The following is a 23,205-nucleotide window of genomic DNA, read 5'->3' as shown; positions in this document are numbered from 1 at the left end:
GGGGGGTGGGGGGTTGTTGGTTTTTTTGCCTCTTCCCCCCTCGTTTTTGGCGGGTGGGTTGGCGTCGGGAGTCCCCAGGGACAAAGACAAGGGGGGGGGGGGGGGGTTTTCCCCCCCCCCCCCCACCCCCCGTAGCGGCTGCGGTACATCCAGAGCGATGGACCAGTGCAGCATCGTGCCGCCGTACGGCGAGGAGGCCAGCCGCCAGTCCTCCATCATCGCCCGCACGCCCGGCACGCCGGCCTCCTCTACGCGGTAGACGAAGCGTCGCGCCGGGTCCCAGACCACCAGCGAACAGGCCAGGAGCCGTACCGGCTTCCGGCGCTGGCTCACCCGCAACCAGGCCTGGCTCTTCTTCCCGCTCACCCTGCTCGAAGGCGTCGTCCTCAAGGTCCACGGTTTCCAGGACCTTCGTCGGCAGCCGCCGCGCGAGCGGGCGGTGGAGGCCCTGCTGCTGGTGACTCACGTCGTCGGGTACGCGGCCTTGCTGCTCACCGCCATGTCCCCGGTCAAGGCTCTCGCCTTCGCCGCCCTCCATCAGGCTCTGTTCGGCCTGCATCTGGGCATGGCCTTCGCGCCGAACCACAAGGGCATGGAGATGCCCGACCCGGACGGCGAGCGGTGGGGACATCTGCACCGCCAGGCCCTCACCTCGCGCAACATCCGGGGTGCCGCTGTGACGGACTGGTTCCTCGGCGGCCTCAACTACAAGATCGAGCACCATTTGTTCCCCAGCATGCCTCGCCCCCATCTTCGGCTCGCCCAGCCCCTGGTGCGCGCGCACTGCCTGGAGTTGGGTATCCCCTACGTGGAGACCGGGCTCGTCGACTCCTATCGGCAGGCCCTGCGCCACATGCACGAGGTCGGGGCGCCTCTCAGGGTTGAGTAAGGGACGCACCTCAGGGACGTATCAGGGTCGCGGTCCGGAACCGTGGGAGGCGCGGACCCGTTCTCAGGACAGAGAGCGGCAGCAGCCGCGAAGGAGGCGACACACATGTCGAAGAACGCGAAGATCGCCGCAGGAGGTGTGGCGGTAGGGCTCATCCTGCTGATCTGGTTGCCCTGGTGGGCCTCCTTCCTGATCGTGCTGGGAGTCCCGGCGGCCGCGTACCTGGCGCTGGACCCCTCGCAGCGGCGCAGGCTGCGCCGCGTCACGCGCAAGGAGATCGGCCGCTGAGGCGTCACCGACCTGGTGCGTCTCGGTCCAGCGCGCAGGAGTCGACCACATCCCCGCTCGCGGTCCTGCCGACGGCAGGACCGCGAGCGGGGACGCGTGCCCCGTCCTCAATGCGGTGAGCGCCCCGAGCGTCCCGCCCCACCGCCGTGTGCAGCGAGGTCGTCGGGTTCACAGACGTTGGCGATCCTGACGAAAACCCTTTGCACGCCTGATCGCCGGACCGTGAGGATGACCAGCATGATATTTGGAAAGGAGGCCCAGCGACTCCACGGTGAGCGCTGATGGCCGGATACGAGGCGTCGCAGACGCCGCAGCCCCTGTCCCGACAGCCCCAGACCCCGCCGACGCCGTTGACGTCCGCCTGGCTGAGGGCCCACTTCGACCCCTTGCCCTTCCCGGCACGGATGAGCGCCCTGGCGCGTTACGCCCGCAGGCTCACCCCACCCGCCTTCGAATCCCTCCACCAAGCCCTCGATGCGGGTGACTCGGACGAACGGCACACCGCGCTGTTCCTCGCCGTCGCCCGCCGCGACCTGGACCGGGTGACCGAAGCCCTCGCCGACCCGCTGCTGAGCCGTCGTGCGCGCTCGGCCGCCCTCAGGCTCCCCCTCCCCGAACAAGCCCTGGAACGCCTCGCCTTGAGCTCCATCAGCGCGACGCGCCACGACACGTACCGACTCCTGAGGCTCAGCCGCCGTCGTGCTCTCGCCGCCGAGCTGCTGCCCCAGGTGTACGAGCGCCACGGCGCCCGCGAAGCGGCTCTGCTGCTGTCCGCCTGTCCCGCCGAAACCGCGGAGGCGTGGCTGCCTCGCCTCGATGCGCCTCCTGGGGCGCTGAACTCGCTGGCCCGCACGGCCCCGCGTGCCGTCGCGGAACACCTCGCCGCACGTCGCGAAGGGCGGGCGCAGCAGGACACCTACAGGTTCACGTCCCGCTACCGGGCCGTCGCCTCGGTCGCCGCCCAACGAGACCCACGGGCGGCACTGATTCTCCTGGAACGAGCACCCGACCTACTCACCCCACCAGCAGTCCTCTCAGCCCTCCGGCTCCCCGAGGAAGCGCTCGCGGCCATGCGCGCCGCACAGCCCGACCGCGACGGCTGGCCGCGGGAACACCCGATCCCCGCAGGCCCTCTGCCACCCTCCCAACGCCGCGCTCTACAGGAACTGCCCACCGCGGACCTTGTCGCACTGGCCGAAGGCTGTCCCTCGACCGGCGGCCGCGAGCGCGGGCCGGGCCGTCGCGCAGTGGCACCCGACGGCCTGCTGCGACTGCTGCCTACCGCCGAGCGGCGGCGCATCGTCGAGAGCCGCACCACCGGGCGGGGCCGGACGCGCAGCGCCGCGCTGACCACGCTCGCCGCCCTCGAACCGGCGGATCGCGCGAACCTGCTCGCCCCTTGGCTGGAGCGCCATGGACGGCGGCCCTCCTGGTCGACAGCGCGCTTGGCCGCGGCCCTGCCCCTCGCACAAGGCGAACCCCTGCTGCGCGAACTCGCGGCCAATCACCGCGTTCACCACCGCGCGCAGGCCTGGCCGTCTCTCCTGGCCTGTGCGGAACTCGAAGGGGACCCCGAGCAGTTCGCACGGATCGCCGTCGACTGCGAACGGGCCTGGCACGATCAGGACGAGGTGCGCCGCGCAACCCTCGAGCAACTCGCGGGCTCCGCAACACGATTGCTCGCCGCCCTGCCCGAACGCGTTCTGCGCGACGCCGTTCTCACCACGGTCCAGTCACGTGACTCGACCGTCGGCACGTTGTCCGCCGCCGACCACTTGCTCCGCCGTATCGCCGAGCGAGCCGCCATCACGGGTCGCCATGAACGGGCCGCGTACGCGGTCGAACTGCTCGGCCAGGTCGTCTCCACAGCCCGGTACACAGGACCGGTGGCGCCCCTGAACGTCGACGAGGAAGCGGCGCGGACCCTCTGGGCCGCCATGGCGACGACGGCATCGGAACGCCCCGAGCTGAGCACGGCACTCGCCGAACTCCTGGGGGATCATCTCGCCGCACTGCCCGACCTCGATGCCCAGGCACGCCGGACCGCGCTCGAAGGGGACGATCCTGAGCTCGCGGCCCGCGCCGCGGCCGCGTGGGTGCGGCCGCCCCGGTCGCGGGAACAGCGCTGCGACGAACTGATCGGCCTGGACCCGACGTTCGCGACCGTGCCCGTGGTCCTGCGGACGATCTCGGCTCGGCGCACCGATCTGCTTGATCCCGTCCTGATCGCCGCTCGTGAACGGTTTACCGGCCGCGTACGCCCGCGCGCCACGGCCTGGACGCCCAAGCTGAGCCCCGGACTCGTCGGCCGATGGCTTCCCCGTCAGCGGGAGCAGTGGGACGAGCACCACGCGCGCGTGGCCGCCGACGAAGTGGCGCCGCTGCGCACCAGGACAGACGCGGCAGCACTGCTCCGGGATCCGGAGCGGTTGACGGCGCTGGCCGACAGTGCCCCGCAGCCGGTGGCCGCGGCGGCTCTCGCGGCCCTGGGCGAAGACTCCCGTACGGAGGCGAGTGCCGCCCTGCGCGACATCCTGCTGCGGCACGCGGCGGCGGGCGGCGTGCGTGGACGGGCCGCGATGGCCGCGGTTCGGCGGCTCATGGAACGGCTGCCCGACCACGAGGCCGTGTCCCTGCTCGCACCGGTGGCGGCTTCGACCCGTGCCCCGGTCGGCACCCGCAAAGAAGCGGTCCGCGGACTGGGCGCCCTCCCTGGAGACGCGGCCTTCGAGGCTCTGGTGGCCGCGTGGGACGTACCGGGTCAGCATCCCGACGTCCGGGCCGTGCTGGCCCGCTACCTCCTCGCGCGGATCGACCGACCCGATGTGACACAGCGCCTCCTTGAGAGGGTGGGAGAGCCCGCCGTGCGGGATGCCGCCGTCGTCCACGCGCGCGTGGGAATCGTGCCGGACTCCGGGCGGGAGGCCTATGCGGCCTTCCTCGCCAGACTTGTCGAGGACGGTGACGAAGAAACGGCCGTCGCCGCGTGCCGCGCTCTGCCCGCATGGGTGACCTCGGGCGCGACTGATTCCATGAGGGCGCTCGTCGACGCGTTCGCCGCTCCGGAGCGGCCTCGCAGGGTGTGGGACGCGGCAGCCCGCCAGCTCGTCCTGCTCCCGCCGGGAGCAGCGGCCGAAGCCGTTCTGCGCGGTGCCTTCGACGCACTGCGCGAACGCGGCCGGTCGCCGGACGCGCAGGTCCGCGCCGACGCCCTGCGGCGCCTGCACGGGTGCTCAGACGTCCTGGAACCGGGCCGAGGGGGCTGGGAGGCCCTGCGCATCGCCGATGCGCTCACGGACGCGCTGGAAGCCGTGGGCCTGTACTCCGACGCCGCACGCCTCACCTGGAACGCGGCCATGGCCTGCGTACGCCTGGGAGAGCATGAAGAACACCGGTGGGAACGGTTGCTCAGGCTGTGTGACGAACGGCCTCAACGTCTCCGGCCCCTGGAGTACGTGTCAGCGGAACTCGGGCGTCCCCGAGTGCGTGCGGCTCTGCTCGCTGCGGCACATGCGTTGCGTGCCCGAGGAACTCCCGTGTCCGGTCCGCTCGCGCTGATGCTGGTCCACCTGGGCGGGCGCGGGACGGCGTGGGACGACCCCTGGCGGGCCGAACTCGACGCTCTGCGCGCCCACGAGGACCACGACACCGCCGTGGGTGCCCTTCTCGTCGGCCCGGAGGAGGGCCGCTGACGACGGCCGCCGGTGGGGACCCATGACGCGGGCTGCGTCACGGGCTCTCGTAGCGCGGCCCCTCAGCTCGGGCGTACCGCCATCTTGTCGAGGGCCTCCAGGAGGCCCGGTAGTTCCGGTCCGCGGCCGACCGGCAGGACCTCTCCCGGCTCCTCGTCGAGGAGGACGAACGCGATGTCGTCGGTCCGGGCGACCAAGGACCAGCCGGGGCCGTCGGCGCGCAGGGTCCGGGCGTCGCCGGTGGCGAAGGAGGAGCGCACACGGCCGAGCGGGGGTGGTGCCTCCACGTAGGAGCGCGCCTCGGCGAGGACCCGGCGGATGCCGCCGCGGGCCTCGCCGACACCGCTCTCCTCCTGAGGCGGTTCGTCGGACCGGGCCTCGCCGTCCGACGTCACGAAGTCGCCGTCGTCGATCTGCTCCCGCCAGATCGCCCATTGCAGGGCGATCTCGTCGGCGCCGAGTCGCCGTTGGGCGGGGCCCCAGGTGGCGGTGTCGGGCGGGCACAACGCCGGCCGCTCCGTGAGCTCGGGCGCGGGATCGTGCGGGGCCGGCACTCCGGGGGCCGCGACAGCGACCTCAAGGGGCCAGCCGGGCAGGGCGGAGACGACCGTGCGCTCGTCCGGCGACAGGTCGTGCTCCATACCGCAGTCCCAGGACGCGATGGCGACGGCGACCAGCGAGACGTCGTCGATGACGACGGTCCACCGAGCGCCCTCGCCGTCCTGGCCGAGTACGAGACCGTACCCATCGGCGAGGGGCGGCAGGTCAAGCGCCGCACAGGCCTCTGGGTAGTCGTCGCCCAGCACGCTGGGGAACTTCGCGGGCGTCAGCAGCACCGCTGTGAGCACATACAGTGCGTCGTCGTCCCCGGTGGCGACGGCGTCGTCGTCCGTCCCGGCCATCCCAACCTCCCCATCGCTACGTTCGTCGGCGCACCCTAATGCGATCTGAAGGCGCTTGTCACGAGCCCGACGCACACGCGGAGCTGCAGTTATCCGGCTGGACAGGGGCGAAACGACCGTCCGGACCTCCCAGGGTCAGGCGGCGGGCAGTCCGAGCAGCGTCCGCGCCACCGTCCGCGGCGACTCGTCGCGCTCCCGTGCCAGGGCGATGACGGCGCGGCAGGCCAGCTCGTTCACCCCGAACGAGAGTGCCTCCGGCGACACCCAGGCGGCGGCCTCGTCGATCTGGTCCTGGTCGTCCTCCGCGCACGCCGACACATACGCCGCGGCCGCCTCGAACAGGTTGTGCGCACGTTTCTCCGACTGCCGCGTCACGGGCCGCCGCTCCTCGGGCCGCTCGGCCGTCCTCTTGCGCCACATCTTGCGGAGTCTGCCGAACATGCCGGACATGGGCCACCTTCCCCCTGTGTGGTTGCCATCGCTGATCGTTCAACTGCTGCTACTCAACGTAGAGTTGGAGCCTCGATGGCAGAAGGGGGACGGCCCGGTGAAGCGTTACGAGCGGCTCGAACAGATCCGGCGGATGGACCCGGAGAAGGAGGCGTCGGAGATCTACCGGCTCACCTCCGCGTACGAGTTCCCCTGGGATTTCACCCGGTCCCTTGAACTCGCCCTGTACCGCACCTACGCCGTCCCGAGCATCGGTCGGCTGCTCGCCGAGACGGCGGAGCTCACGGATCGCACGCAGAAACGCTACGACGACACCGCGCTGCTGCTCGACGCCATCGTCGAGCACGGCTTCGACGGGGAAGAAGGCCGTACCGCGATCAGGCGCGTCAACCAGATGCACCAGAGCTACGACATAAGCAATGAAGACATGCGTTACGTGCTCTGCACGTTCGTGGTGATGCCCAAGCGGTGGATCGACGCCTACGGGTGGCGCAGGATGTCGCGGCACGAGATCGTCGCGTCCACCGTGCACTACCGCACCCTGGGGCGGCACATGAGCATCAAGGGCATTCCGGAGACCTATGAGGAGTTCGAGACCTGTCTCGACACCTATGAAGAGGTCCATTTCGCGTGGGACGAGGGTGCGCGCCGAGTCTCCGACGCGACGCTGGAGCTGATGGCGTCCTGGTACCCGCGCCCGCTCGCACCCCTGTTGCGCGCCTCGACGCTCGCCCTGCTCGACGAGCCGCTGCTCCGGGCCTTCCGGTATGAGCCGCCGGGTGCCGCCACGCGCGCGCTGGTCCGCCGCGCCGTGCGCGCACGCGGGCGCCTGGTCCGCCTGATGCCGCCACGCAGTGCCCCGCACTTCGCGCGGCAGAACTGGGAGATCAAGGGCTACCCGGACGGCTACCGCGTCGCCGAGCTGGGCACCCGTCCGGTGCCCGGTGTGCGGGGGTGCCCCGTCTCACCGGCTGCCTCCGTCGAGTGAGTCGATCGTGGCCCGCAGCCAGGCCAGTTCGGCCTGGCTCGTGGCCCGCGCGATGGTGAGGATGCCCCGCCGGAAGGGGTCGTCCAGCTCCTCGGCACGCAGTGGCCGGTCACCGTCGTAGAAGAAGCTCGCGGGCTCCTCCAGGAAGGTGAGCCTGCGCCGTAGCACGGTGGCCTGCGCCGCCGGGTCGTCGAGGTGCCTGAGGAAGGCGAGGACCGTGAACCAGCGGTTCTCGTCGGTGATGTCGCGCTGCGCCGGGCCCGTGAGGCGACGGCGCAGTTCGCGTCTGCCCTCCTCGGTGAGCGTCAGGACATGGCGAGGGGCGGCCACGGAGCCGGGCTGTGTCGCTCGCGCCAGCAGGTCCGCCTTCTCCAGCCGCTTGATCGCGGGATACAGGGTGCTCTCGGCCACGGGCTTCACGTGCCCGGTCAGCGCGGTGATGCGCTTGCGCAGCTCGTAGCCGTGCAATGGGGCGTCGTACAGAAAACCGAGGATGGCCAGCTCCAGCATCCTCACATTGTGCCGCACTTTCGCTGTACATCGCTTCATCTATACCTCGGAACCGATGTATCCTCCTGAAGGCGTGAGAAACGACGAAGCGGCAGCGGCACAGGGGAGAGCGTGATGAAGCAAGCCGAGTTCGACGACAGGGGGAGCCGGATCCGCTGGACGGAGACGGTCGGCGCCGAACCGGCGCGGGTGTACGTGCACGGCCTGGGTTCGGCCTCGACGGTCTACCACGCCCATATCGCGGCCCGGCCCGAACTGGCCGGGCGCCGCACCCTGTTCGTCGACCTGCCCGGTCACGGCATCAGCGACCGCCCCGCGGACTTCGGCTACACCCTCGAGGACCACGCGGACGCGCTGGCGGCGGCGCTGGACGCGGCCCATGTCGCCGGGGCGGAACTGGTCGCTCACAGCATGGGCGGCGCCGTCGCCATCGTGCTCTGTCATCGGCGGCCCGACCTCGTCTCTCGGCTGGTCCTGACGGAGGCCAACCTCGACCCGTACCCTCCGCTCACCGTGGGCAGCAGCGGAATCGCCTCCTATGAAGAGGTCGATTACGTCGAAAACGGCGGCCACGCGCGCGTGCTCGACAAGATCGGTCCCACCTGGGCGGCCACCATGCGACTCGCCGATCCGCTCGCCCTGCACCGCACGGCGACCGGGCTCATGCGCGGCTCGAACCCCACGATGCGCCAGATGCTCGAAGGGCAGACGGTGGACCGTGTCTACCTGCAGGGCGAGCTGAGCGGTGAACTCCCCGGCAGGGAGGGCCTGGAGGCCGCCGGCGTACGGGTGGTGACCGTGCCCGGCGCCGGTCACAACATCATGTTCGACAACCCGGACGCCTTCGTGGCGGAGGTTGCCGGGCGGGGCTGAGGCGTCAGCCGCGGCGTGCGGCCAGTGTGAGGAAGCGGGCGTCCTCGTCGACGTACGACGTCATCTCCCAGCCGGAGCCGGCCAGCAGCGGACAGAGGTTGGCCTCCGCGCGCAGGTCTTCCGGGGTGATCTGCCGGCCCTGGCGTGCCGCGAGTGCCGCCCGGCCGATCGGGTGGAAGAGCGCCAGGGTGCCGCCGGGCCGCACCACGCGTGCCAACTCGCGCAGATTCTCCGCCGGGTTCGGCAGGTGCGCGATGAGGCCTGCCCCGAACACGGCGTCGAGCGACTGCGCGCGCAATGGCAGCGCGGCGACGTCGGCGAGCAGCAACTGCCCGTCGCGGTCCCGTCCGGCCCGTACGGCGGCCTCCAGCATGGCTGGGGTCAGATCGGCCCCGATGACCACTCCGGAGGGCCCCACGGCCGCTCGCAGCGGCGGCAGGGCACGCCCGGTGCCGCAGCCGGCGTCGAGCACGCGGTCACCTTCGCGCAGCCCCAGTTCGGCGACCGCGGCCGCGTACGCCGGCCCGTCGTCGGGGAACCGGGTGTCCCAGTCGGCCGCGCGTGCCGTGAAGAAATCCTGAACGTGTGTGTGGTCGTCGCTCATGTACCGCATGATCCCTCACCGACGCGAAGGACAATGCGGCGCACATGTTCGAGCGTGACGCGATCGTTCAGGTACATCTCTTCGTCATATTCCAACACCTTTCGAAATGCGCCCCCTTTGTGCGCCCCTGACCGGACTAGCGTCCCTGAGCCATGGGACACCTGGACCACGCCGCCTTCGGCTGGCTGACCCCCGTGCTGTCGTACGTGATGGCCTCCATCGGCGCCGCCCTCGGGCTGCGCTGCACGGTCCGCGCGCTCGGCGCCACCGGGCGGTCGCGCCGCAACTGGCTCCTCACCGCTGCCTCGGCGATCGGCACCGGCATCTGGACGATGCACTTCGTGGCGATGCTGGGCTTCAGCGTCAGCGGTACCGAGATGCGCTACAACGTGCCGTTGACCATCCTCAGCCTGCTCGTCGCCATGGTGGTCGTCGGCGCGGGCGTCTTCGCCGTCGGCTACGGCCGCGACCGGGGCCGCGCGCTCGTGCTCGGCGGACTCACCACCGGGCTCGGCGTCGCGAGCATGCACTACCTGGGCATGGCCGCGCTGCGGCTGCACGGCGAGGTGCACTACGACCCGGCGCTCGTCGGGCTCTCCGTCGTGATCGCCGTGGTCGCGGCGACCGCGGCCCTGTGGGCGGCGCTCAACATCAAGTCGCCCGTGGCGGTCGCCGTCGCCTCCCTCGTCATGGGAGGGGCCGTGAGCAGCATGCACTACACGGGAATGATGGCCGTGAGCGTGCGCGTCAGCCCCTCCGGCGGGGCCCTGCCCGGGGCCACGGCGATGCAGTTCATCTTCCCCCTCGCCGTCGGCCTCGGGTCCTATCTCTTCCTGACATCGGCGTTCGTCGCGCTGTCACCGACGGCCGGTGAGCGCGAGGCATCCGCATCGGCCCAGCGGCCGGTCGAGAGCGTCGCCCGCTAGCGGCGGGCCCGGAGCCATGACGGCCCGGAAGGCACGCCCCGAACCATCCCGAGCGAGGAGGCCATGCGTACACCCCGTAGGACCCCCACAGCCGGCGCCGAGCCGCCGCCCCAGCCCCCGGCACGTGGTCGTCGCGCGCACGCCGGCCCGCCGGCCGACGAGCGCGCGGACACCGACGAGACTTCCACGGATTCACCATCGGAGGCACCCACGCGCTCGGGAAACTGGCGGATCCGCCCCCGCACGGTGCGGGCCAAGATCGTCTGCCTGCTGATGGTGCCGGTCATCTCCCTGCTCGCCCTGTGGGCGTACGCCACGGTGAGCACCGCCCAGGACGTCTCGCGACTAAGGCAGTTGCAGCGCGTGGACAAGACGGTCCGAGCCCCGGTCGACGCCGCCGTCGCCGCGCTGCAGACCGAACGCGCGGCCGCCGTCCGCTACGCGACCGATCCCGCCGCGGAACAGCCAACCGACCTCAAGGACCTGGCGCGGCGCACCGACCGCGCGGTGGCGAAGCTGCGACTGGGCGACCACAACACCGTCGCCGACGGCGCCGACCTGCCCGCCGGAGTGGCCGGGCGCCTCGGTGCCTTCGTCACCAGTGCCGAGCAACTGCGCTCCCTGCGCACCGCTGTACTGGACCGCCGTACCGGATGGGAGGAGGCGTACCGGCAGTACACCAAGACCATCTCCACGGCCTTCGCGGTGGGTGGTGCGCTCACCGGCATCCAGGACGCCGATCTGGGATCCGACGCGCGCGTGCTGCTCGAATTCTCCCGGGCCGGGGAAGCGCTCGCCCAGGAGGACACGGCGCTGGCCGGCGCCCGGCTCGCCGGGAGCCTCGACGGCGAGCGGCTGCGGCTGTTCACCGGGGCCGTCGAAACCCGCCGTACCCTGACCGATTCCGCCGTCGCCGATCTGCGTGGGCCCGAACGAGCCGCCTGGCACGACCTCGTGGAGGGGAGCGCGTACATCGACGTACGCGCCGTCGAGGACAAGGTGCTGGTGTCCCGGCCCGGCGCCAAGGCGATCGGCGCAGCGCCGGAGGCCGACTGGAACACGGCCCACGCGCGCGTCCAGGACGGAATGCGGACGATCGAGGCGAACGCGGGCCGCGGTGTCGCGGACCGGGCCGACCCGTTCACGCGTGGCCTGCTCACGCCCGCCGGCGCAGCGGTCCTGTTCGGACTCGCCGCCGTCGTCGCGTCGCTCGTCATCTCCGTACGCATCGGACGCGGCCTCGTCGTCGAACTGGTGAGCCTGCGCAACAGCGCCCTCGAGATCGCGCGCCGCAAGCTCCCGCACGCGATGCGCAAACTGCGTGCGGGAGAGGAGATCGACGTCCGCGCCGAGGCCCCGTCCGGGCCGCCCGCGGAGGACGAGACCGGTCAGGTCGCCGAGGCCCTGGGCACCGTGCACCGGGCCGCCCTGCGCGCCGCCGTCGAACGCGCGGAACTCGCCAGCGGAATCTCCGGGGTCTTCGTCAATCTCGCCCGGCGCAGCCAGGTTCTCGTACACCGCCAACTGAGCCTGCTGGACAGCATGGAGCGAAGGTCCGACGACCCGAACGAGCTGAGCGACCTGTTCCGGCTCGACCACCTCACCACGCGCATGCGGCGTCACGCGGAGAGCCTGATCATCCTCTCCGGGGCCGCGCCCGGTCGAGCCTGGCGCATGCCGGTCTCGCTGACGAACGTGGTCCGCGCTGCCGTGTCCGAAGTCGAGGACTACGCGCGCGTGGAGGTACGACAGCTCGCCGAGGCATCGGTGGTCGGTGCCGCGGTGGCCGACCTCACCCACCTCCTCGCGGAAATCGTCGAGAATGCCGCCCAGTTCTCGCCGCCGCACACCCGTGTACGGATCACCGGCGAGCCGGTCGGCAACGGGTACGCGGTGGAGGTCGAGGACCGCGGGCTGGGCATGGGCAAGGAGACGCTCGCCGAGGCCAACCGACGGATCGAGCAGTCCGAGGCGCTCGACCTGTTCGACAGCGACCGGCTGGGCCTTTTCGTGGTCAGCAGGCTCGCGGCCCGGCACGGCATCAAGGTGCATCTGCGGACCTCGCCCTACGGCGGCACCACCGCGGTCGTTCTGCTGCCCACGGCTCTGTTGCACGGCGGCGTGGCGGAACGTTCCCCCCGGAAGTCCGACATCGGAAGGCCCGTAGAACGCGAGTACGCGCGCGTGGCGGCCGCCCCGGAGCAGGACTCCGTCCAGGCCATCACCGAGCGACCCGCGCTCGTGCCTCCCATCCAGACCGCCGTCGAAGCCCCCGCGAACGGCTCGCCGGAAACCCCGCCACCTGGAGTCACCACCTTGCGGCTGCATCGGCCTCCTGACGACTCCGAAGGTTCCGATGACCTCCCGCGGCGTGTGCGGCAGGCGAATCTCGCCCCCCAACTGCGTGAACAGCGCCCCGAGGAGCCGGCGGAAACGCCGGGTTCCCAGAGCGACGACCAGCGCACCCCCGAACTCGTACGGGACCGTATGGCGGCCTACCGCGACGGCTGGGCGCGCGGCGGTGGCAGGACACCTGGCCTCGGCGGCACCCCCGATTCCGAAGCGGGCAGCGACAGCAGCGAAGGAGACCTCGCATGATCCAGGACCCGAGCATGAGGGCCGCCCAGCGGTCCGGCGAACTCGACTGGCTGCTGGACGACTTGGTGCTGCGCGTGGCTGAAGTGCGACATGCCGTGGTGCTGTCGAACGACGGACTCGCGGTGGGCGCGTCCACCGCGCTGCGGCGCGAGGACGCCGAGCACCTCGCCGCCGTCGCCTCAGGCTTCCACAGCCTGGCCAAGGGCGCAGGGCGTCACTTCGGGGCCGGGGGCGTACGTCAGACGATGGTGGAGATGGACGACGGCTTCCTGTTCGTCGCCGCGGCGGGTGACGGCTCGTGCCTCGCCGTCCTCACTGCCGTCACGGCCGATATCGGCCTGGTGGCCTACGAGATGGCGCTGCTGGTCAAGCGCGTCGGCGAGCACCTCTACACGCCGCCGCGCGTCGGCGCACAGCCGCCCGCCGCCGGATGACTCAGGACGGTCGGTACCGATGAGCGAGGACATGCCGGGCGCCCCGCCGCAGCTGGGCAGCCAGTGGTACGACAACGAGGCCGGACCGCTCGTCCGCCCCTACGCGATGACGGGTGGCCGCACCAAACCGGGCCCCACGGGGGTGCGGTTCGACCTGATCGCCCTGGTCACGCTCGACACGGGCGCACCCGGCGTCGACGACGACACCTCGCTCGGGCCGGAACACCGGGCCCTGATCGAACTGTGCCGGATCGAGACGCAGTCGGTGGCCGAACTCTCCGCGGGTGCGGACCTGCCGGTGGGCGTGGTCAGAGTGCTGCTCGGCGACCTCCTGGAACTGGGCTGCGTCATCGTCAGCCGCCCGGTGCCGCCCGCGCAACTGCCCGACGAGCGGATCCTCCGCGAGGTGATCGAGGGACTGAGGGCGCTCTAGATGAACCACGTCTGCCTGTCCCACGCCCTCGTTGTGCCCACAAACCGGCACCGAACGGGTGCGAGTCGGTCACAACGGTCAAATAGCGGTCCAATCCCTCGAAGAGGAGCCACAGTTGCCATGATGCTGACCTCGCGCACCCGCACAGATGTACCGACGCACACTCCGAACAGCTGGGCCGACGCCGACCGTTGCCGGCACTCCCGAGAGAAGTGATCGATGGTCTCCGAGAACTCCGATGCATCGGGCGGCGAGACAACCGCCCTGGCATTGAAGATACTTGTCGCCGGCGGATTCGGCGTGGGCAAGACCACCCTGGTGGGCGCGGTCAGTGAGATCAGGCCACTGCGCACCGAGGAACTGCTGAGCGAGGCGGGTCAGTCGGTGGACGACACCGACGGCGTGGACCAGAAGGTCACGACGACCGTCGCCATGGACTTCGGACGCATCACCATCAGGTCCGGCCTCTCGCTCTACCTCTTCGGAACGCCGGGCCAGGACCGGTTCTGGTTCCTGTGGGACGAGCTGTCGCAGGGTGCCCTCGGCGCCGTTGTCCTCGCGGACACCCGGCGGCTCGAGGACTGCTTCCCCGCGGTGGACTACTTCGAGCACCGGCACATCCCGTTCGTGGTGGCCGTCAACTGCTTCACGGGCGCCCGCACTTACGGCGCTCAGGACGTGTCCCGCGCTCTTGACCTCGACCGGGGTACGCCCGTGGTGCTCTGCGACGCCCGTGACCGCGACTCCGGGAAGGAGGTGCTGATTCGTCTCGTCGAGTACGCCGGGCGGGTGCACACCGCCCGGCTGCTCGACTCCGTCGGCTGACGCAAGGAGCAACCGCCGGGGGGTGCGACCGATCGGGTTCGAACCGAGGCTCTCAGTCGGCCACAGCAGAGTACGCCAGGACTTTCTCGATCCTTGCACGTACGAGGAGTTCACCGGGAACCCCATTGCGCTTCCCGAATTCCTCGGCCCGGTCCTCGCCCATGTAGCGGGCGCCGATCCGAGCCGCCCAGTGCCGCAGCTCGTCGAGATCTTCCGAGAGCACGGCCCGCCCCTCCAGAACGACGAACTCGAACGGCGGCCGGTCGTCGTCCACGCAGAGCGCGACCCGGCCGTCCCGGGCCAGATTCCGTCCCTTCACACTCTCCTTCCCGGTGTTGAAGACCACATCGTCACCGTCCAGCAGAAACCAGATCGGCGTCACATGCGGACTTCCGTCGGCCCGGACGGTCGACAACTTTCCGGTGCGGGTGCCGTGCGAGACGAACGCTCGCCATTGCTCGTCAGTCATCTTCTGCGCCATGCCCCTATCCTCCTTGCCCGGACGGCAGCTGTGGTGAAGGCTGGCTGGTCAGATCCTCCGGCAGGGGGAAAAGACACCACGGGGAGACCGGATCATGGCGCAGAACACGGGGCTCGGCTGGCTGCTGGACGACCTGACCGAGCGCGTCGAACACATACGGCACGCGTTGGTCCTGTCCAACGACGGACTGGTGACGGGCGCGAGTACGGGACTTCGGCGCGAGGACGCCGAACATCTCGCCGCGGTCTCGTCAGGTCTGCACAGCCTGGCCAAGGGATCAGGCCGCCACTTCGGCGCGGGTCAAGTGCGCCAGACCATGGTCGAGTTCGACGACGCGGTGCTCTTCGTCACCGCGGCGGGCGCCGGTAGCTGTCTGTGTGTTCTCAGTGCCGCGGAGGCCGACATCGGCCAGGTCGCCTATGAGATGACCCTGCTCGTGAACCGCGTCGGCGAACACCTCCGGGTGGACGCGCGGCAGCCGGAAGGTGCACCCACCATAGACCTCTGACCTGCGCGTACGTCATCGCGGTCGAAGTTATCCACAGGCTCGCCGCGAGGTGGGCCGAACCGGCTACGGTTTTTCTCGAAGCAAGCGCACGCCAGCGCCAGCAACTCATGCCACGGGGGAGAACCGCCATGTCCGGCAACACCATCACGCAGTCCGCCACGTCATCGCTCAGCCGCGCCGCGCGAGAGCTGGAGCTCAGGCGCGGCGAGTTCGACCTCGCCCTGAACCTCGGATGCGTCCGCACTGTCCCCGACGAGGGCGGAGGTGGACGCCGCGTCACTCGCGCGGAGATCGACCGAGTGCGCGGAGAGGCCGGCTTCCCAGAGGCTCTGCGGGAGCGCGTCAAGGCCGTCGGCACCACGGAGGGCGCCGCCCTCATGGGTGTGACGACCGCCAGGTTCACGCGCTTCGCACGCCTGGGTCTGGTGGTGCCGGTGACCTTCTACCTGAACCGATACCGGGCTGTGGTCTGGCTGTATCTGGCCGAGGAGCTACGGCAATTCGCGGCCGACGAGGACAACGCCCGGCTGTTGAGCGGCCGTACGCCCGAGGGCCTTCGCGACCAACTGGACGAAGGACTGGACCTGCGTCCCCGTAACTGGCGGGGCCGGCACAGGGGATTCCTGCTGCGGCAGACCGAGGACCCCTGGGCGCGGGCCGCGGTCGTGGCATCCCTGCTCGACCCCGTCCAGGTGGCGGAGATCGTCAGGGATCCGTACGAGCGCGCCTATCTGAACCGCTTCCGACCCGAGCGCGCCTCCCATGGCGCGCCCGAGTCGCCCGCCGCGCACATCGCCTCGCGGATCATGACGGCGGACGACCCCGACGAGATCAGTTGGCTCCGCGCCGACTTGGGCCAGGCCATCGCCGAAGCCCGTGATCTCTGCCCGGCGCCGCGCCCCGCGCCGAAGGCCTCACGCCCGGTTGCCTCGGAGCCGGAGGCGACGGCCGTGAAGGATCGGCCAACGCGCGGAAAGCCGGAGCGGTCACGCGGACTGATCGGGTGGCTGCGCCGCAGAAACCCCTGACGGCGGCTGCCGGGCAGTGCCCCGAAATGCCCCGCCTGGGACGGCGGTCGGACACGTCCTTACAGTGCCCGAAACACCCCCTCCTGGGAGGATCGGACGCTGCTACAGTGCCCGAAAAAGCCCCTCCTGCACGACCGATACCAGCAGGCGTCCCTCCAGGTCGTAGATGCGCCCGCGGGCCAGCCCGCGCCCGCCCGTCGCGATCGGGGACTCCTGGTCGTACAGGAACCACTCGTCCGCGCGGAACGGCCGGTGGAACCACATGGCGTGGTCCAGCGAGGCCATGTCGAAGCCTCGCGGACCCCACAGCGGTTCCACCGGGATGCGGACGGCGTCGAGGAGGGTCATGTCGCTCGCGTACGTGAGGGCACAGGTGTGCACGAGCGGGTCGTCGCCCAGTGGCCCGACCGCACGCATCCACACCGCGCTGCGCGGCTCCGCGTCCTTGATCTCCTCGGGGGTCCAGCGCAGCCCGTCCACATACCGGATGTCGAACGGCTGGCGCCGGGCCATGCGCTCCAACGCCTCGGGGAGCGCGCCCAGATGCTCTTGGATCTCCTGCGTCACCGTCGGCAGGGATTCCGGGTCGGGGACCTCGCGGGCCGGCGGCAGCTGGTGCTCGAAGCTCTCTTCCTCAGGCTTGTGAAAGGAGGCGGTCAGATTGAAGATCGTGCGGCCCTGCTGCACGGCGGTGACGCGACGGGTGGTGAACGACCGCCCGTCCCGGACCCGTTCGACCTGGTACACGATCGGCACGCCCGGCCGGCCCGGACGCAGGAAGTACGCGTGCAGCGAGTGCACCGGCCGGTCGCCGTCGGTGGTGCGCCCGGCGGCGACCAGGGCCTGGCCCGCCACCTGGCCGCCGAAGACCCGCTGCAGAGACTCCTGCGGGCTGCGGCCACGGAAGATGTTGACCTCGATCTGCTCCAGGTCGAGCAGGTCGACGAGCCTCTCGGCTGGGTTCGTCATGCGTGGGATTCTCCTGTGCTCACAGCTGGCCGACGTCGGTGACCCGGACGATGGCACGGCCCTCGGCATCGGACGCCGTGAGATCGACCTCCGCACTGATGCCCCAGTCATGATCACCGTTCGGGTCGGCGAAGGTCTGACGGACGCGCCACAGCCCGTTCTGCGGCTCTTCCTCGATCTGCAGCAGCTTGGGACCGCGGGCGTCCGGGCCGGTGCCGAGGTCCTCGTACTCGTCCCAGTACTTGTCCATCGCCTCGCCCCAGGCATCGGCGTCCCAGCCGGAGTCGGCGTCCATCTCGCCGAGCTCGTCGACGTTGTCGAGGGCGGCCAGCTCGACGCGGCGGAACATGGCGTTGCGAACGAGGACGCGGAAGGCGCGGGCGTTCGAGGTGACCGGTTTGACCTGGTCGGCCTTCTCCTGGGCCTCCTCGGCCGTCATCTCCTCGGGGTTGGCGAGCTGCTCCCATTCGTCCAGGAGGCTCGAGTCGACCTGGCGCACCATCTCGCCCAGCCAGGCGATCAGGTCCTCCAGGTCCTCGGACTTGAGATCGTCCGGGACGGTGTGTTCGAGGGCCTTGTAGGCGCTGGCGAGGTAGCGCAGGACGATGCCCTCGGTGCGGGCGAGCTCGTAGAAGGACACGAACTCCGTGAAGGACATGGCCCGTTCGTACATGTCGCGGATCACGGACTTCGGCGACAGCGGATGGTCGCCGACCCACGGATGGCTCTTGCGGTAGGTGTTGTACGCGTGGAAGAGCAGCTCCTCCAGCGGCTTGGGGTACGACACGTCCTGGAGCCGCTCCATGCGCTCCTCGTACTCGACGCCGTCCGCCTTCATGGCAGCCACGGCCTCGCCGCGTGCCTTGTTCTGCTGGGCCGCGAGGATCTGCCGCGGATCGTCCAGCGTGGACTCGACGACGGAGACCATGTCCAGGGCGTACGAGGGGGATTCGGGGTCCAGGAGCTCGAACGCGGCGAGCGCGAAGGTCGACAGCGGCTGGTTGAGCGCGAAGTCCTGCTGCAGATCGACGGTGAGGCGCACGATACGGCCGGTGGCGTCCGGCTCGTCGAGCTTCTCGACGATGCCGCCGTCGAGGAGCGAGCGGTAGATGGCGATGGTCCGCCGGATGTGCCGGAGCTGCTGCTTGCGCGGCTCGTGGTTGTCCTCCAGCAGATGCCGCATCGCCTCGAAGGCGTTGCCGGGCCGGGCGATCACCGACAGCAGCATGGTGTGGGTCACCCGGAAGCGCGAGGTCAGCGGCTCGGGGTCGGAGGCGATGAGCCTCTCGAAGGTGTTGTCCGTCCAGCCGACGAAGCCCTCGGGAGCCTTCTTGCGCACCACCTTGCGGCGCTTCTTCGGGTCGTCGCCCGCCTTGGCGAGCGACTTCTCGTTCTCGATGACGTGCTCGGGCGCCTGCGCGACGACGAAGCCCGCTGTGTCGAAGCCCGCGCGCCCGGCGCGGCCCGCGATCTGGTGGAACTCGCGGGCGCGAAGCGTCCGGACGCGGGTGCCGTCGTACTTCGTCAGCGCGGTGAACAGCACCGTGCGGATGGGGACGTTGACGCCCACACCGAGGGTGTCCGTGCCGCAGATGACCTTCAGGAGACCGGCCTGGGCCAGCTTCTCCACCAGTCGGCGGTACTTGGGCAGCATGCCCGCGTGGTGCACCCCGATGCCGTGCCGCACGTAACGGGAGAGGTTGCGGCCGAACTTGGTGGTGAAGCGGAAGTTGCCGATCAGCTCGGCGATCTGGTCCTTCTCCTCGCGCGTGCACATGTTGATGCTCATCAGCGCCTGCGCCCGCTCCACGGCCTGCGCCTGGGTGAAGTGCACGATGTAGACGGGAGCCTGCTTGGTCGCCAGCAGCTCGGTGAGCGTCTCCGTCAGCGGCGTCAGCACGTACTCGTAGGAGAGCGGCACCGGGCGGGTCGCCGAGCGGACCACCGACGTGGGGCGGCCGGTGCGCCGGGTCAGGTCCTTCTCGAACATCGAGACGTCGCCGAGCGTCGCCGACATCAGGATGAACTGCGCCTGCGGCAGTTCCAGGATCGGGATCTGCCACGCCCAGCCGCGGTCGCCCTCCGCGTAGAAGTGGAACTCGTCCATCACGACCTGGCCGACGTCGGCGTGCTTGCCGTCCCGCAGCGCGATGGACGCCAGTACCTCGGCGGTGCAGCAGATGACAGGGGCGTCGGCGTTCACGGAGGCGTCGCCGGTCAGCATGCCGACGTTCTCGGTGCCGAAGATCTTGCACAGCTCGAAGAACTTCTCCGAGACGAGCGCCTTGATCGGCGCCGTGTAGAAGGTGACCTCGTCCCGGGCGAGCGCCGCGAAGTGCGCGCCCGCGGCGATCATGCTCTTGCCCGAGCCGGTGGGCGTCGAGACGATCACGTTCGCGCCCGAGACCACCTCGATCAGCGCCTCCTCCTGATGGGGATAGAGCGTGAGACCGCGTTCCCCGGCCCACGACTCGAAGGCTTCGTAGAGGGCGTCGGGATCTGCGGTCTGCGGCAGCTGATCGATAAGGGTCACGCCCCCATCTTGCCTGTCAACCCGCCCGATGGGGGAATCGGATGCTGGTCGGAAGATCACGGAGGCTACGCTGTGGCGCCGACGAAACGTCAGCGCACACGGGCAACTGGACAGCGGCACAAGAGGAATGGGGCGGGGAACGGCCATGATGGGACCAGCACACTCACTGTCGGGAGCCGCGGCCTGGCTCGGCGTCGGAGCGGCGGCGGCCGCCGCCGGTCACACGATGCCTTGGCCGGTCCTCCTGGTCGGCGCTCTGATCTGCGCGGGTGCCGCGCTCGCCCCCGACCTGGATCACAAGGCGGCCACCATCTCGCGGGCCTTCGGACCCGTCTCACGGGGCCTGTGCGAGATCGTCGACAAGCTCTCGTACGCCGCCTACAAGGGGACCCGCAAGCCGGGCGACCCGAGGCGTTCCGGCGGTCACCGCACCCTCACACACACCTGGCTGTGGGCGGTGCTGATCGGCGCGGGCACCTCGGCGGCGGCGATCACGGGCGGCCGCTGGACAGTCCTGGCGATCCTCTTCGTGCACATGGTGCTCGCCATCGAAGGTCTGCTGTGGCGGGCCGCACGTGGCTCCAGCAGCGACATCCTGGTCTGGCTGCTGGCGGCGACGAGCGCCTGGATCCTCGCCGGTGTCCTGGACAAACCGGGCAACGGCTCGGACTGGCTGTTTACCGCGCCGGGCCAGGAATACCTGTGGCTCGGACTCCCGATCATCCTGGGCGCCCTGGTGCACGACATCGGGGACGCGCTGACGGTGTCCGGCTGCCCGATCCTGTGGCCGATCCCGATCGGCCGCAAGCGCTGGTACCCGATCGGACCGCCCAAGGCGATGCGCTTCCGGGCCGGCAGCTGGGTCGAGCTGAAGGTGCTGATGCCGGTGTTCATGCTGCTGGGCGGGGTGGGTTGCGCGGCCGCGCTCAACGTCATCTGAGGTCGGTTGCCCGTGGGCGAAACCGGCCCCTGGGTGCGCGGACGAGGCGTCGAGCAGTGCTGTCGCCATCACGCGCCGTGACGCGCCTGCGTCGGGGAGGGGCGGGCGTGGAGCAGTCCGCTCGCCGTGGCCACGTTGCGTAGCAGGTCGATCGGATAATGATGCGGGATCTTGATCCCGGCCCGGCTCGTGAGGAACGGGCCGCCGTGGGTGGTGTCGCGGGGAGGGCGTCGGTGCGGGAGATAGGCATGGACGGCGTCGCGGATCAGGGCCGGGAACCGTACGAAGCGCGGGTGGCCCGAGGAGTCGTACAGCCGCAAGGTGTCGGGGCCGCCACCGATGTCACGGGCGGTGGTGAGGTCGTCGAGGGTGATGCGAAGGATCTCGGCGGACCGAAGACCCAGGCCGACCTGAAGGTAGCCGCAGACGCGGTCCAGCTGGGGCTGCGGTGAGTCGGTTCGGCGGCGCTCGTCGAGGGCGGCGAGAAGGACGGCGGCCTGCCAGGGGTCGAGGCGCGACGGGGTGAGTTGCGCGTTGCTGGTGAGCCGGGTGCCGCGGGCGGCCGGGTTGTACGGGAGGGTGTTCTGACGTACCGCGTAGGAGTAGAACGAACGAACTGCGGAGACTTCTGGGCGGTTGACCTGTGGGGCGCTCCGGGCTCGTGTGCCCAGAGCGCGATGTGCTGAGCGGCGATTCTGTCCCACGCGAGGCCCTCGTCCGAGCAGTGGGTGAGCCAACGGGCGGCGGAACGACGGTAGTTCTCGCGAACGCGCGCGGGACAGGTGCTTGCCTCCAGCCACTCTTCGAGCATCTCCAGCGGTTCCCAGGCCATCACGCACACCTCCTCGCGCATCGTCTCACGCGGTAGTTGCTCGTGTGCGTGGTGTGCTGGGCCGGGGTTGGGCGAGCGGCCCCGTCAATGCCTGAGGCCGCAGCGCCCCCGTCAGCCCGTCACGTCGTAGCGCCTCCGTCGGCCCCCGGCCCCCCACCCCCGTACCGCCTCTCGAACTGAGCGATCCGTCCCTCCGAGTCCACGGTCCGGGCCTTGCCGGTGTAGAAGGGGTGGCTCTCCGAGGAGATCTCGACGTCCACGACCGGGTAGGTCTCGCCGTCGTCCCAGTCGATGGTCTGGTCGCTCGTCGCGGTGGAGCGGGTGAGGAAGGCGTATCCGGCGGCGCGGTCGCGGAAGACGACGAGGTGGTAGTCGGGGTGCTTGTCCTGCTGCATGGAGGCTCCTTGAAGGGGAGGGGCGGGGGTCGCGGTCAGCCGGACAGGGCGTCCTCGTCGACGATGTGCATCGCGGCCTCCTCGGCCGAGGCCGCGGCGCCGTCGATGCCCACGTCGGTGGCGATGAGTCCGCTCTCCTCGTCCTCGTGCGCGCCTTCGTTGGGGGCCACGAGACGGCCGGATCGACCGGCGCCCACCTCGTTGTCCAGGGGTTCGCCGTCGGTGCCCTCGCAGTCGCCGATGCCGTCTCCGGAGGGTTCGGCGATGTCGGGGAGTTCTTCCGCGAGGCGTTGGTCCAGGGTCTCGCCCTCCCTGCCCTCCTCCGCGGTCACCCCGAGGTGCTCCACCGCCCACGGTCGCTCCGGCGGCGACCAGCCCCGGTCGAGGGGATCACCGACGCCGTCGGCGACCAGGGTGTCCTCAGTGTCGAGCAGCCCCGCGTCGTCCTGTACCTCGGATCCGTCGGGCTGGTAGACGTCGTCTCCCCATCCGTCGGCGCTGTCCACGGGTACCTCCAGGTGGTGCGGGCGGGGCCCAATACACCGCGCTCGGCGGCGGGCGCGCGGGCCGCTGGACACAGGCGTCGCTCCGTGCGAACCGGATGGTTCCCGGGAGTCCCCCGAAACCGGTGCCCACATCCAGCCTTCCACCCCCTTTCACCACCGCGCAACGCCAGAGCGCCGCCGGCTGCCCTCACCCGGCCCTCGCCCGGCTCTGGCCCGGCCCTCGCCCGGCGCTCGGACCGCCGGGCAGGCCGGTGCCGACCCGCCCAGGATCCGGGTCAGTCGTCCAGGTCGGCAGCCGACCACACGCGCCCGCTGTCGTTCACCAGCTCCACCCGATCGATCGATCCCGCCGATCCGTAGGCGCTCCAGGTCACCCGTCCAGAAGGGGGCATCCACCATTGGCCCGCGTCGCGGACCGTGCCGTCCTTGAGGAGCAGTCGGCAGCTGTAGTGGGTGCCGGGATGCCCGTTGGTGATCTGCATGACCACGACTCGTCGGTCACCCGCGTCGGGGGGGGGGGGGGGGGGGGGGGGGGGAGAGAGAGGGGGGGGGGGGGGGGGGGGGAAAAACACGAAGAGACAGAAGAGAAAGGAAAAAAAAA

At 70.5% G+C, this 23,205-nt stretch carries 23 protein-coding genes and 1 pseudogene; 13 read left to right on the top strand and 11 right to left on the bottom strand.

Annotation, left to right across the window (positions count from 1 at the left end; translation table 11 throughout):
* Positions 1–286: 286 nt before the first annotated feature.
* From ACZ4WS_RS34540 to ACZ4WS_RS34530, 3 genes and pseudogenes are all read left to right on the top strand, one after another.
* Positions 287–889 (top strand): annotated as a pseudogene (locus ACZ4WS_RS34540) (fatty acid desaturase family protein); the annotation flags it as partial.
* Between the two features lie 105 nt (positions 890–994).
* Positions 995–1,177, top strand: a complete 183-nt coding sequence (locus tag ACZ4WS_RS34535) for a hypothetical protein (RefSeq protein WP_467986730.1) — start codon at positions 995–997, stop codon at positions 1,175–1,177.
* 281 nt (positions 1,178–1,458) lie between these two features.
* A complete protein-coding gene (locus tag ACZ4WS_RS34530; protein ID WP_467986729.1) occupies positions 1,459–4,869 on the top strand; it encodes a hypothetical protein in 3,411 nt (1,136 codons plus the stop codon).
* A gap of 62 nt (positions 4,870–4,931) precedes the next feature.
* Here the strand turns inward: ACZ4WS_RS34530 and ACZ4WS_RS34525 are convergent, their stop codons facing one another.
* Both ACZ4WS_RS34525 and ACZ4WS_RS34520 read right to left on the bottom strand, forming a co-directional pair.
* Positions 4,932–5,771 (bottom strand): hypothetical protein, encoded by an 840-nt coding sequence (locus tag ACZ4WS_RS34525; protein WP_467986728.1) that lies wholly within the window; start codon positions 5,769–5,771, stop codon positions 4,932–4,934.
* Positions 5,772–5,906: 135 nt separating this feature from the next.
* Complete coding sequence (locus ACZ4WS_RS34520; protein ID WP_467986888.1) at positions 5,907–6,212, bottom strand: hypothetical protein; 306 nt, start codon at positions 6,210–6,212, stop codon at positions 5,907–5,909.
* 106 nt (positions 6,213–6,318) lie between these two features.
* Here ACZ4WS_RS34520 and ACZ4WS_RS34515 point away from each other — a divergent pair, with 106 nt between their 5' ends.
* The gene (locus tag ACZ4WS_RS34515; RefSeq protein WP_467986726.1) at positions 6,319–7,209 is read left to right on the top strand and encodes an oxygenase MpaB family protein; all 891 of its coding nucleotides are present in this window, start codon (positions 6,319–6,321) and stop codon (positions 7,207–7,209) included.
* Here ACZ4WS_RS34515 and ACZ4WS_RS34510 read toward each other — a convergent pair.
* Entirely contained in the window at positions 7,186–7,719 is a 534-nt protein-coding gene (locus ACZ4WS_RS34510; RefSeq protein WP_467986725.1) for a PadR family transcriptional regulator, read from the bottom strand. The genes ACZ4WS_RS34515 and ACZ4WS_RS34510 overlap by 24 nt on opposite strands.
* Before the next feature lie 114 nt (positions 7,720–7,833).
* Here ACZ4WS_RS34510 and ACZ4WS_RS34505 point away from each other — a divergent pair, with 114 nt between their 5' ends.
* The gene (locus ACZ4WS_RS34505) at positions 7,834–8,592 is read left to right on the top strand and encodes an alpha/beta fold hydrolase (protein WP_467986724.1); all 759 of its coding nucleotides are present in this window, start codon (positions 7,834–7,836) and stop codon (positions 8,590–8,592) included.
* Positions 8,593–8,596: 4 nt separating this feature from the next.
* Here the strand turns inward: ACZ4WS_RS34505 and ACZ4WS_RS34500 are convergent, their stop codons facing one another.
* Positions 8,597–9,196, bottom strand: a complete 600-nt coding sequence (locus ACZ4WS_RS34500) for a class I SAM-dependent methyltransferase (RefSeq protein ID WP_467986722.1) — start codon at positions 9,194–9,196, stop codon at positions 8,597–8,599.
* Between the two features lie 152 nt (positions 9,197–9,348).
* On the opposite strand from ACZ4WS_RS34500, the gene ACZ4WS_RS34495 reads away from it, so the two are divergent.
* The 5 genes from ACZ4WS_RS34495 (at position 9,349) to ACZ4WS_RS34475 (ending at position 14,412) form a co-directional block, all read left to right on the top strand.
* A complete protein-coding gene (locus tag ACZ4WS_RS34495) occupies positions 9,349–10,122 on the top strand; it encodes an MHYT domain-containing protein (RefSeq protein WP_467986721.1) in 774 nt (257 codons plus the stop codon).
* A 63-nt stretch (positions 10,123–10,185) separates the two neighbouring features.
* Positions 10,186–12,720: a sensor histidine kinase gene (locus ACZ4WS_RS34490; RefSeq protein WP_467986719.1), complete on the top strand. Its 2,535-nt coding sequence runs from the start codon at positions 10,186–10,188 to the stop codon at positions 12,718–12,720.
* Positions 12,717–13,154 carry a roadblock/LC7 domain-containing protein gene (locus tag ACZ4WS_RS34485; protein ID WP_467986718.1) on the top strand — a complete coding sequence of 146 codons (438 nt, stop codon included), beginning with the start codon at positions 12,717–12,719 and terminating at the stop codon, positions 13,152–13,154. Before ACZ4WS_RS34490 ends, ACZ4WS_RS34485 begins: the two co-directional genes overlap by 4 nt.
* Before the next feature lie 19 nt (positions 13,155–13,173).
* Positions 13,174–13,587 carry a DUF742 domain-containing protein gene (locus ACZ4WS_RS34480; protein ID WP_467986717.1) on the top strand — a complete coding sequence of 138 codons (414 nt, stop codon included), beginning with the start codon at positions 13,174–13,176 and terminating at the stop codon, positions 13,585–13,587.
* Between the two features lie 219 nt (positions 13,588–13,806).
* A complete protein-coding gene (locus tag ACZ4WS_RS34475; protein WP_467986715.1) occupies positions 13,807–14,412 on the top strand; it encodes a GTP-binding protein in 606 nt (201 codons plus the stop codon).
* Between the two features lie 52 nt (positions 14,413–14,464).
* On the opposite strand, the gene ACZ4WS_RS34470 is transcribed toward ACZ4WS_RS34475, so the two are convergent.
* A complete protein-coding gene (locus tag ACZ4WS_RS34470; protein WP_467986714.1) occupies positions 14,465–14,893 on the bottom strand; it encodes a PPOX class F420-dependent oxidoreductase in 429 nt (142 codons plus the stop codon).
* Positions 14,894–14,987: 94 nt separating this feature from the next.
* On the opposite strand from ACZ4WS_RS34470, the gene ACZ4WS_RS34465 reads away from it, so the two are divergent.
* Both ACZ4WS_RS34465 and ACZ4WS_RS34460 read left to right on the top strand, forming a co-directional pair.
* Positions 14,988–15,401, top strand: a complete 414-nt coding sequence (locus tag ACZ4WS_RS34465) for a roadblock/LC7 domain-containing protein (RefSeq protein WP_467986713.1) — start codon at positions 14,988–14,990, stop codon at positions 15,399–15,401.
* A 128-nt stretch (positions 15,402–15,529) separates the two neighbouring features.
* Positions 15,530–16,429 (top strand): DUF6397 family protein, encoded by a 900-nt coding sequence (locus ACZ4WS_RS34460; RefSeq protein WP_467986711.1) that lies wholly within the window; start codon positions 15,530–15,532, stop codon positions 16,427–16,429.
* 102 nt (positions 16,430–16,531) lie between these two features.
* Here the strand turns inward: ACZ4WS_RS34460 and ACZ4WS_RS34455 are convergent, their stop codons facing one another.
* Complete coding sequence (locus tag ACZ4WS_RS34455; RefSeq protein ID WP_467986710.1) at positions 16,532–17,398, bottom strand: acyl-CoA thioesterase; 867 nt, start codon at positions 17,396–17,398, stop codon at positions 16,532–16,534.
* A gap of 19 nt (positions 17,399–17,417) precedes the next feature.
* Positions 17,418–19,931 carry a DEAD/DEAH box helicase gene (locus ACZ4WS_RS34450; RefSeq protein ID WP_467986709.1) on the bottom strand — a complete coding sequence of 838 codons (2,514 nt, stop codon included), beginning with the start codon at positions 19,929–19,931 and terminating at the stop codon, positions 17,418–17,420.
* A gap of 145 nt (positions 19,932–20,076) precedes the next feature.
* Here ACZ4WS_RS34450 and ACZ4WS_RS34445 point away from each other — a divergent pair, with 145 nt between their 5' ends.
* Positions 20,077–20,871: a metal-dependent hydrolase gene (locus ACZ4WS_RS34445; RefSeq protein ID WP_467986708.1), complete on the top strand. Its 795-nt coding sequence runs from the start codon at positions 20,077–20,079 to the stop codon at positions 20,869–20,871.
* 68 nt (positions 20,872–20,939) lie between these two features.
* Here the strand turns inward: ACZ4WS_RS34445 and ACZ4WS_RS34440 are convergent, their stop codons facing one another.
* The 4 genes from ACZ4WS_RS34440 to ACZ4WS_RS34425 all read right to left on the bottom strand — a co-directional run bounded on the left by ACZ4WS_RS34440 (position 20,940) and on the right by ACZ4WS_RS34425 (position 23,086).
* Positions 20,940–21,575 carry a hypothetical protein gene (locus tag ACZ4WS_RS34440; protein ID WP_467986707.1) on the bottom strand — a complete coding sequence of 212 codons (636 nt, stop codon included), beginning with the start codon at positions 21,573–21,575 and terminating at the stop codon, positions 20,940–20,942.
* Between the two features lie 247 nt (positions 21,576–21,822).
* Positions 21,823–22,098: a type B 50S ribosomal protein L31 gene (locus ACZ4WS_RS34435; RefSeq protein WP_467986706.1), complete on the bottom strand. Its 276-nt coding sequence runs from the start codon at positions 22,096–22,098 to the stop codon at positions 21,823–21,825.
* 35 nt (positions 22,099–22,133) lie between these two features.
* Entirely contained in the window at positions 22,134–22,604 is a 471-nt protein-coding gene (locus tag ACZ4WS_RS34430) for a DUF5709 domain-containing protein (RefSeq protein ID WP_467986705.1), read from the bottom strand.
* A 275-nt stretch (positions 22,605–22,879) separates the two neighbouring features.
* Positions 22,880–23,086 (bottom strand): hypothetical protein, encoded by a 207-nt coding sequence (locus ACZ4WS_RS34425; RefSeq protein WP_467986703.1) that lies wholly within the window; start codon positions 23,084–23,086, stop codon positions 22,880–22,882.
* Between the last annotated feature and the right edge of the window lie 119 nt (positions 23,087–23,205).

This window comes from Streptomyces sp. NPDC029292 (genome assembly GCF_055569295.1).
Note: the sequence above shows the minus strand (reverse complement) of the source record. Positions and strands in the feature narration are given on the sequence as shown.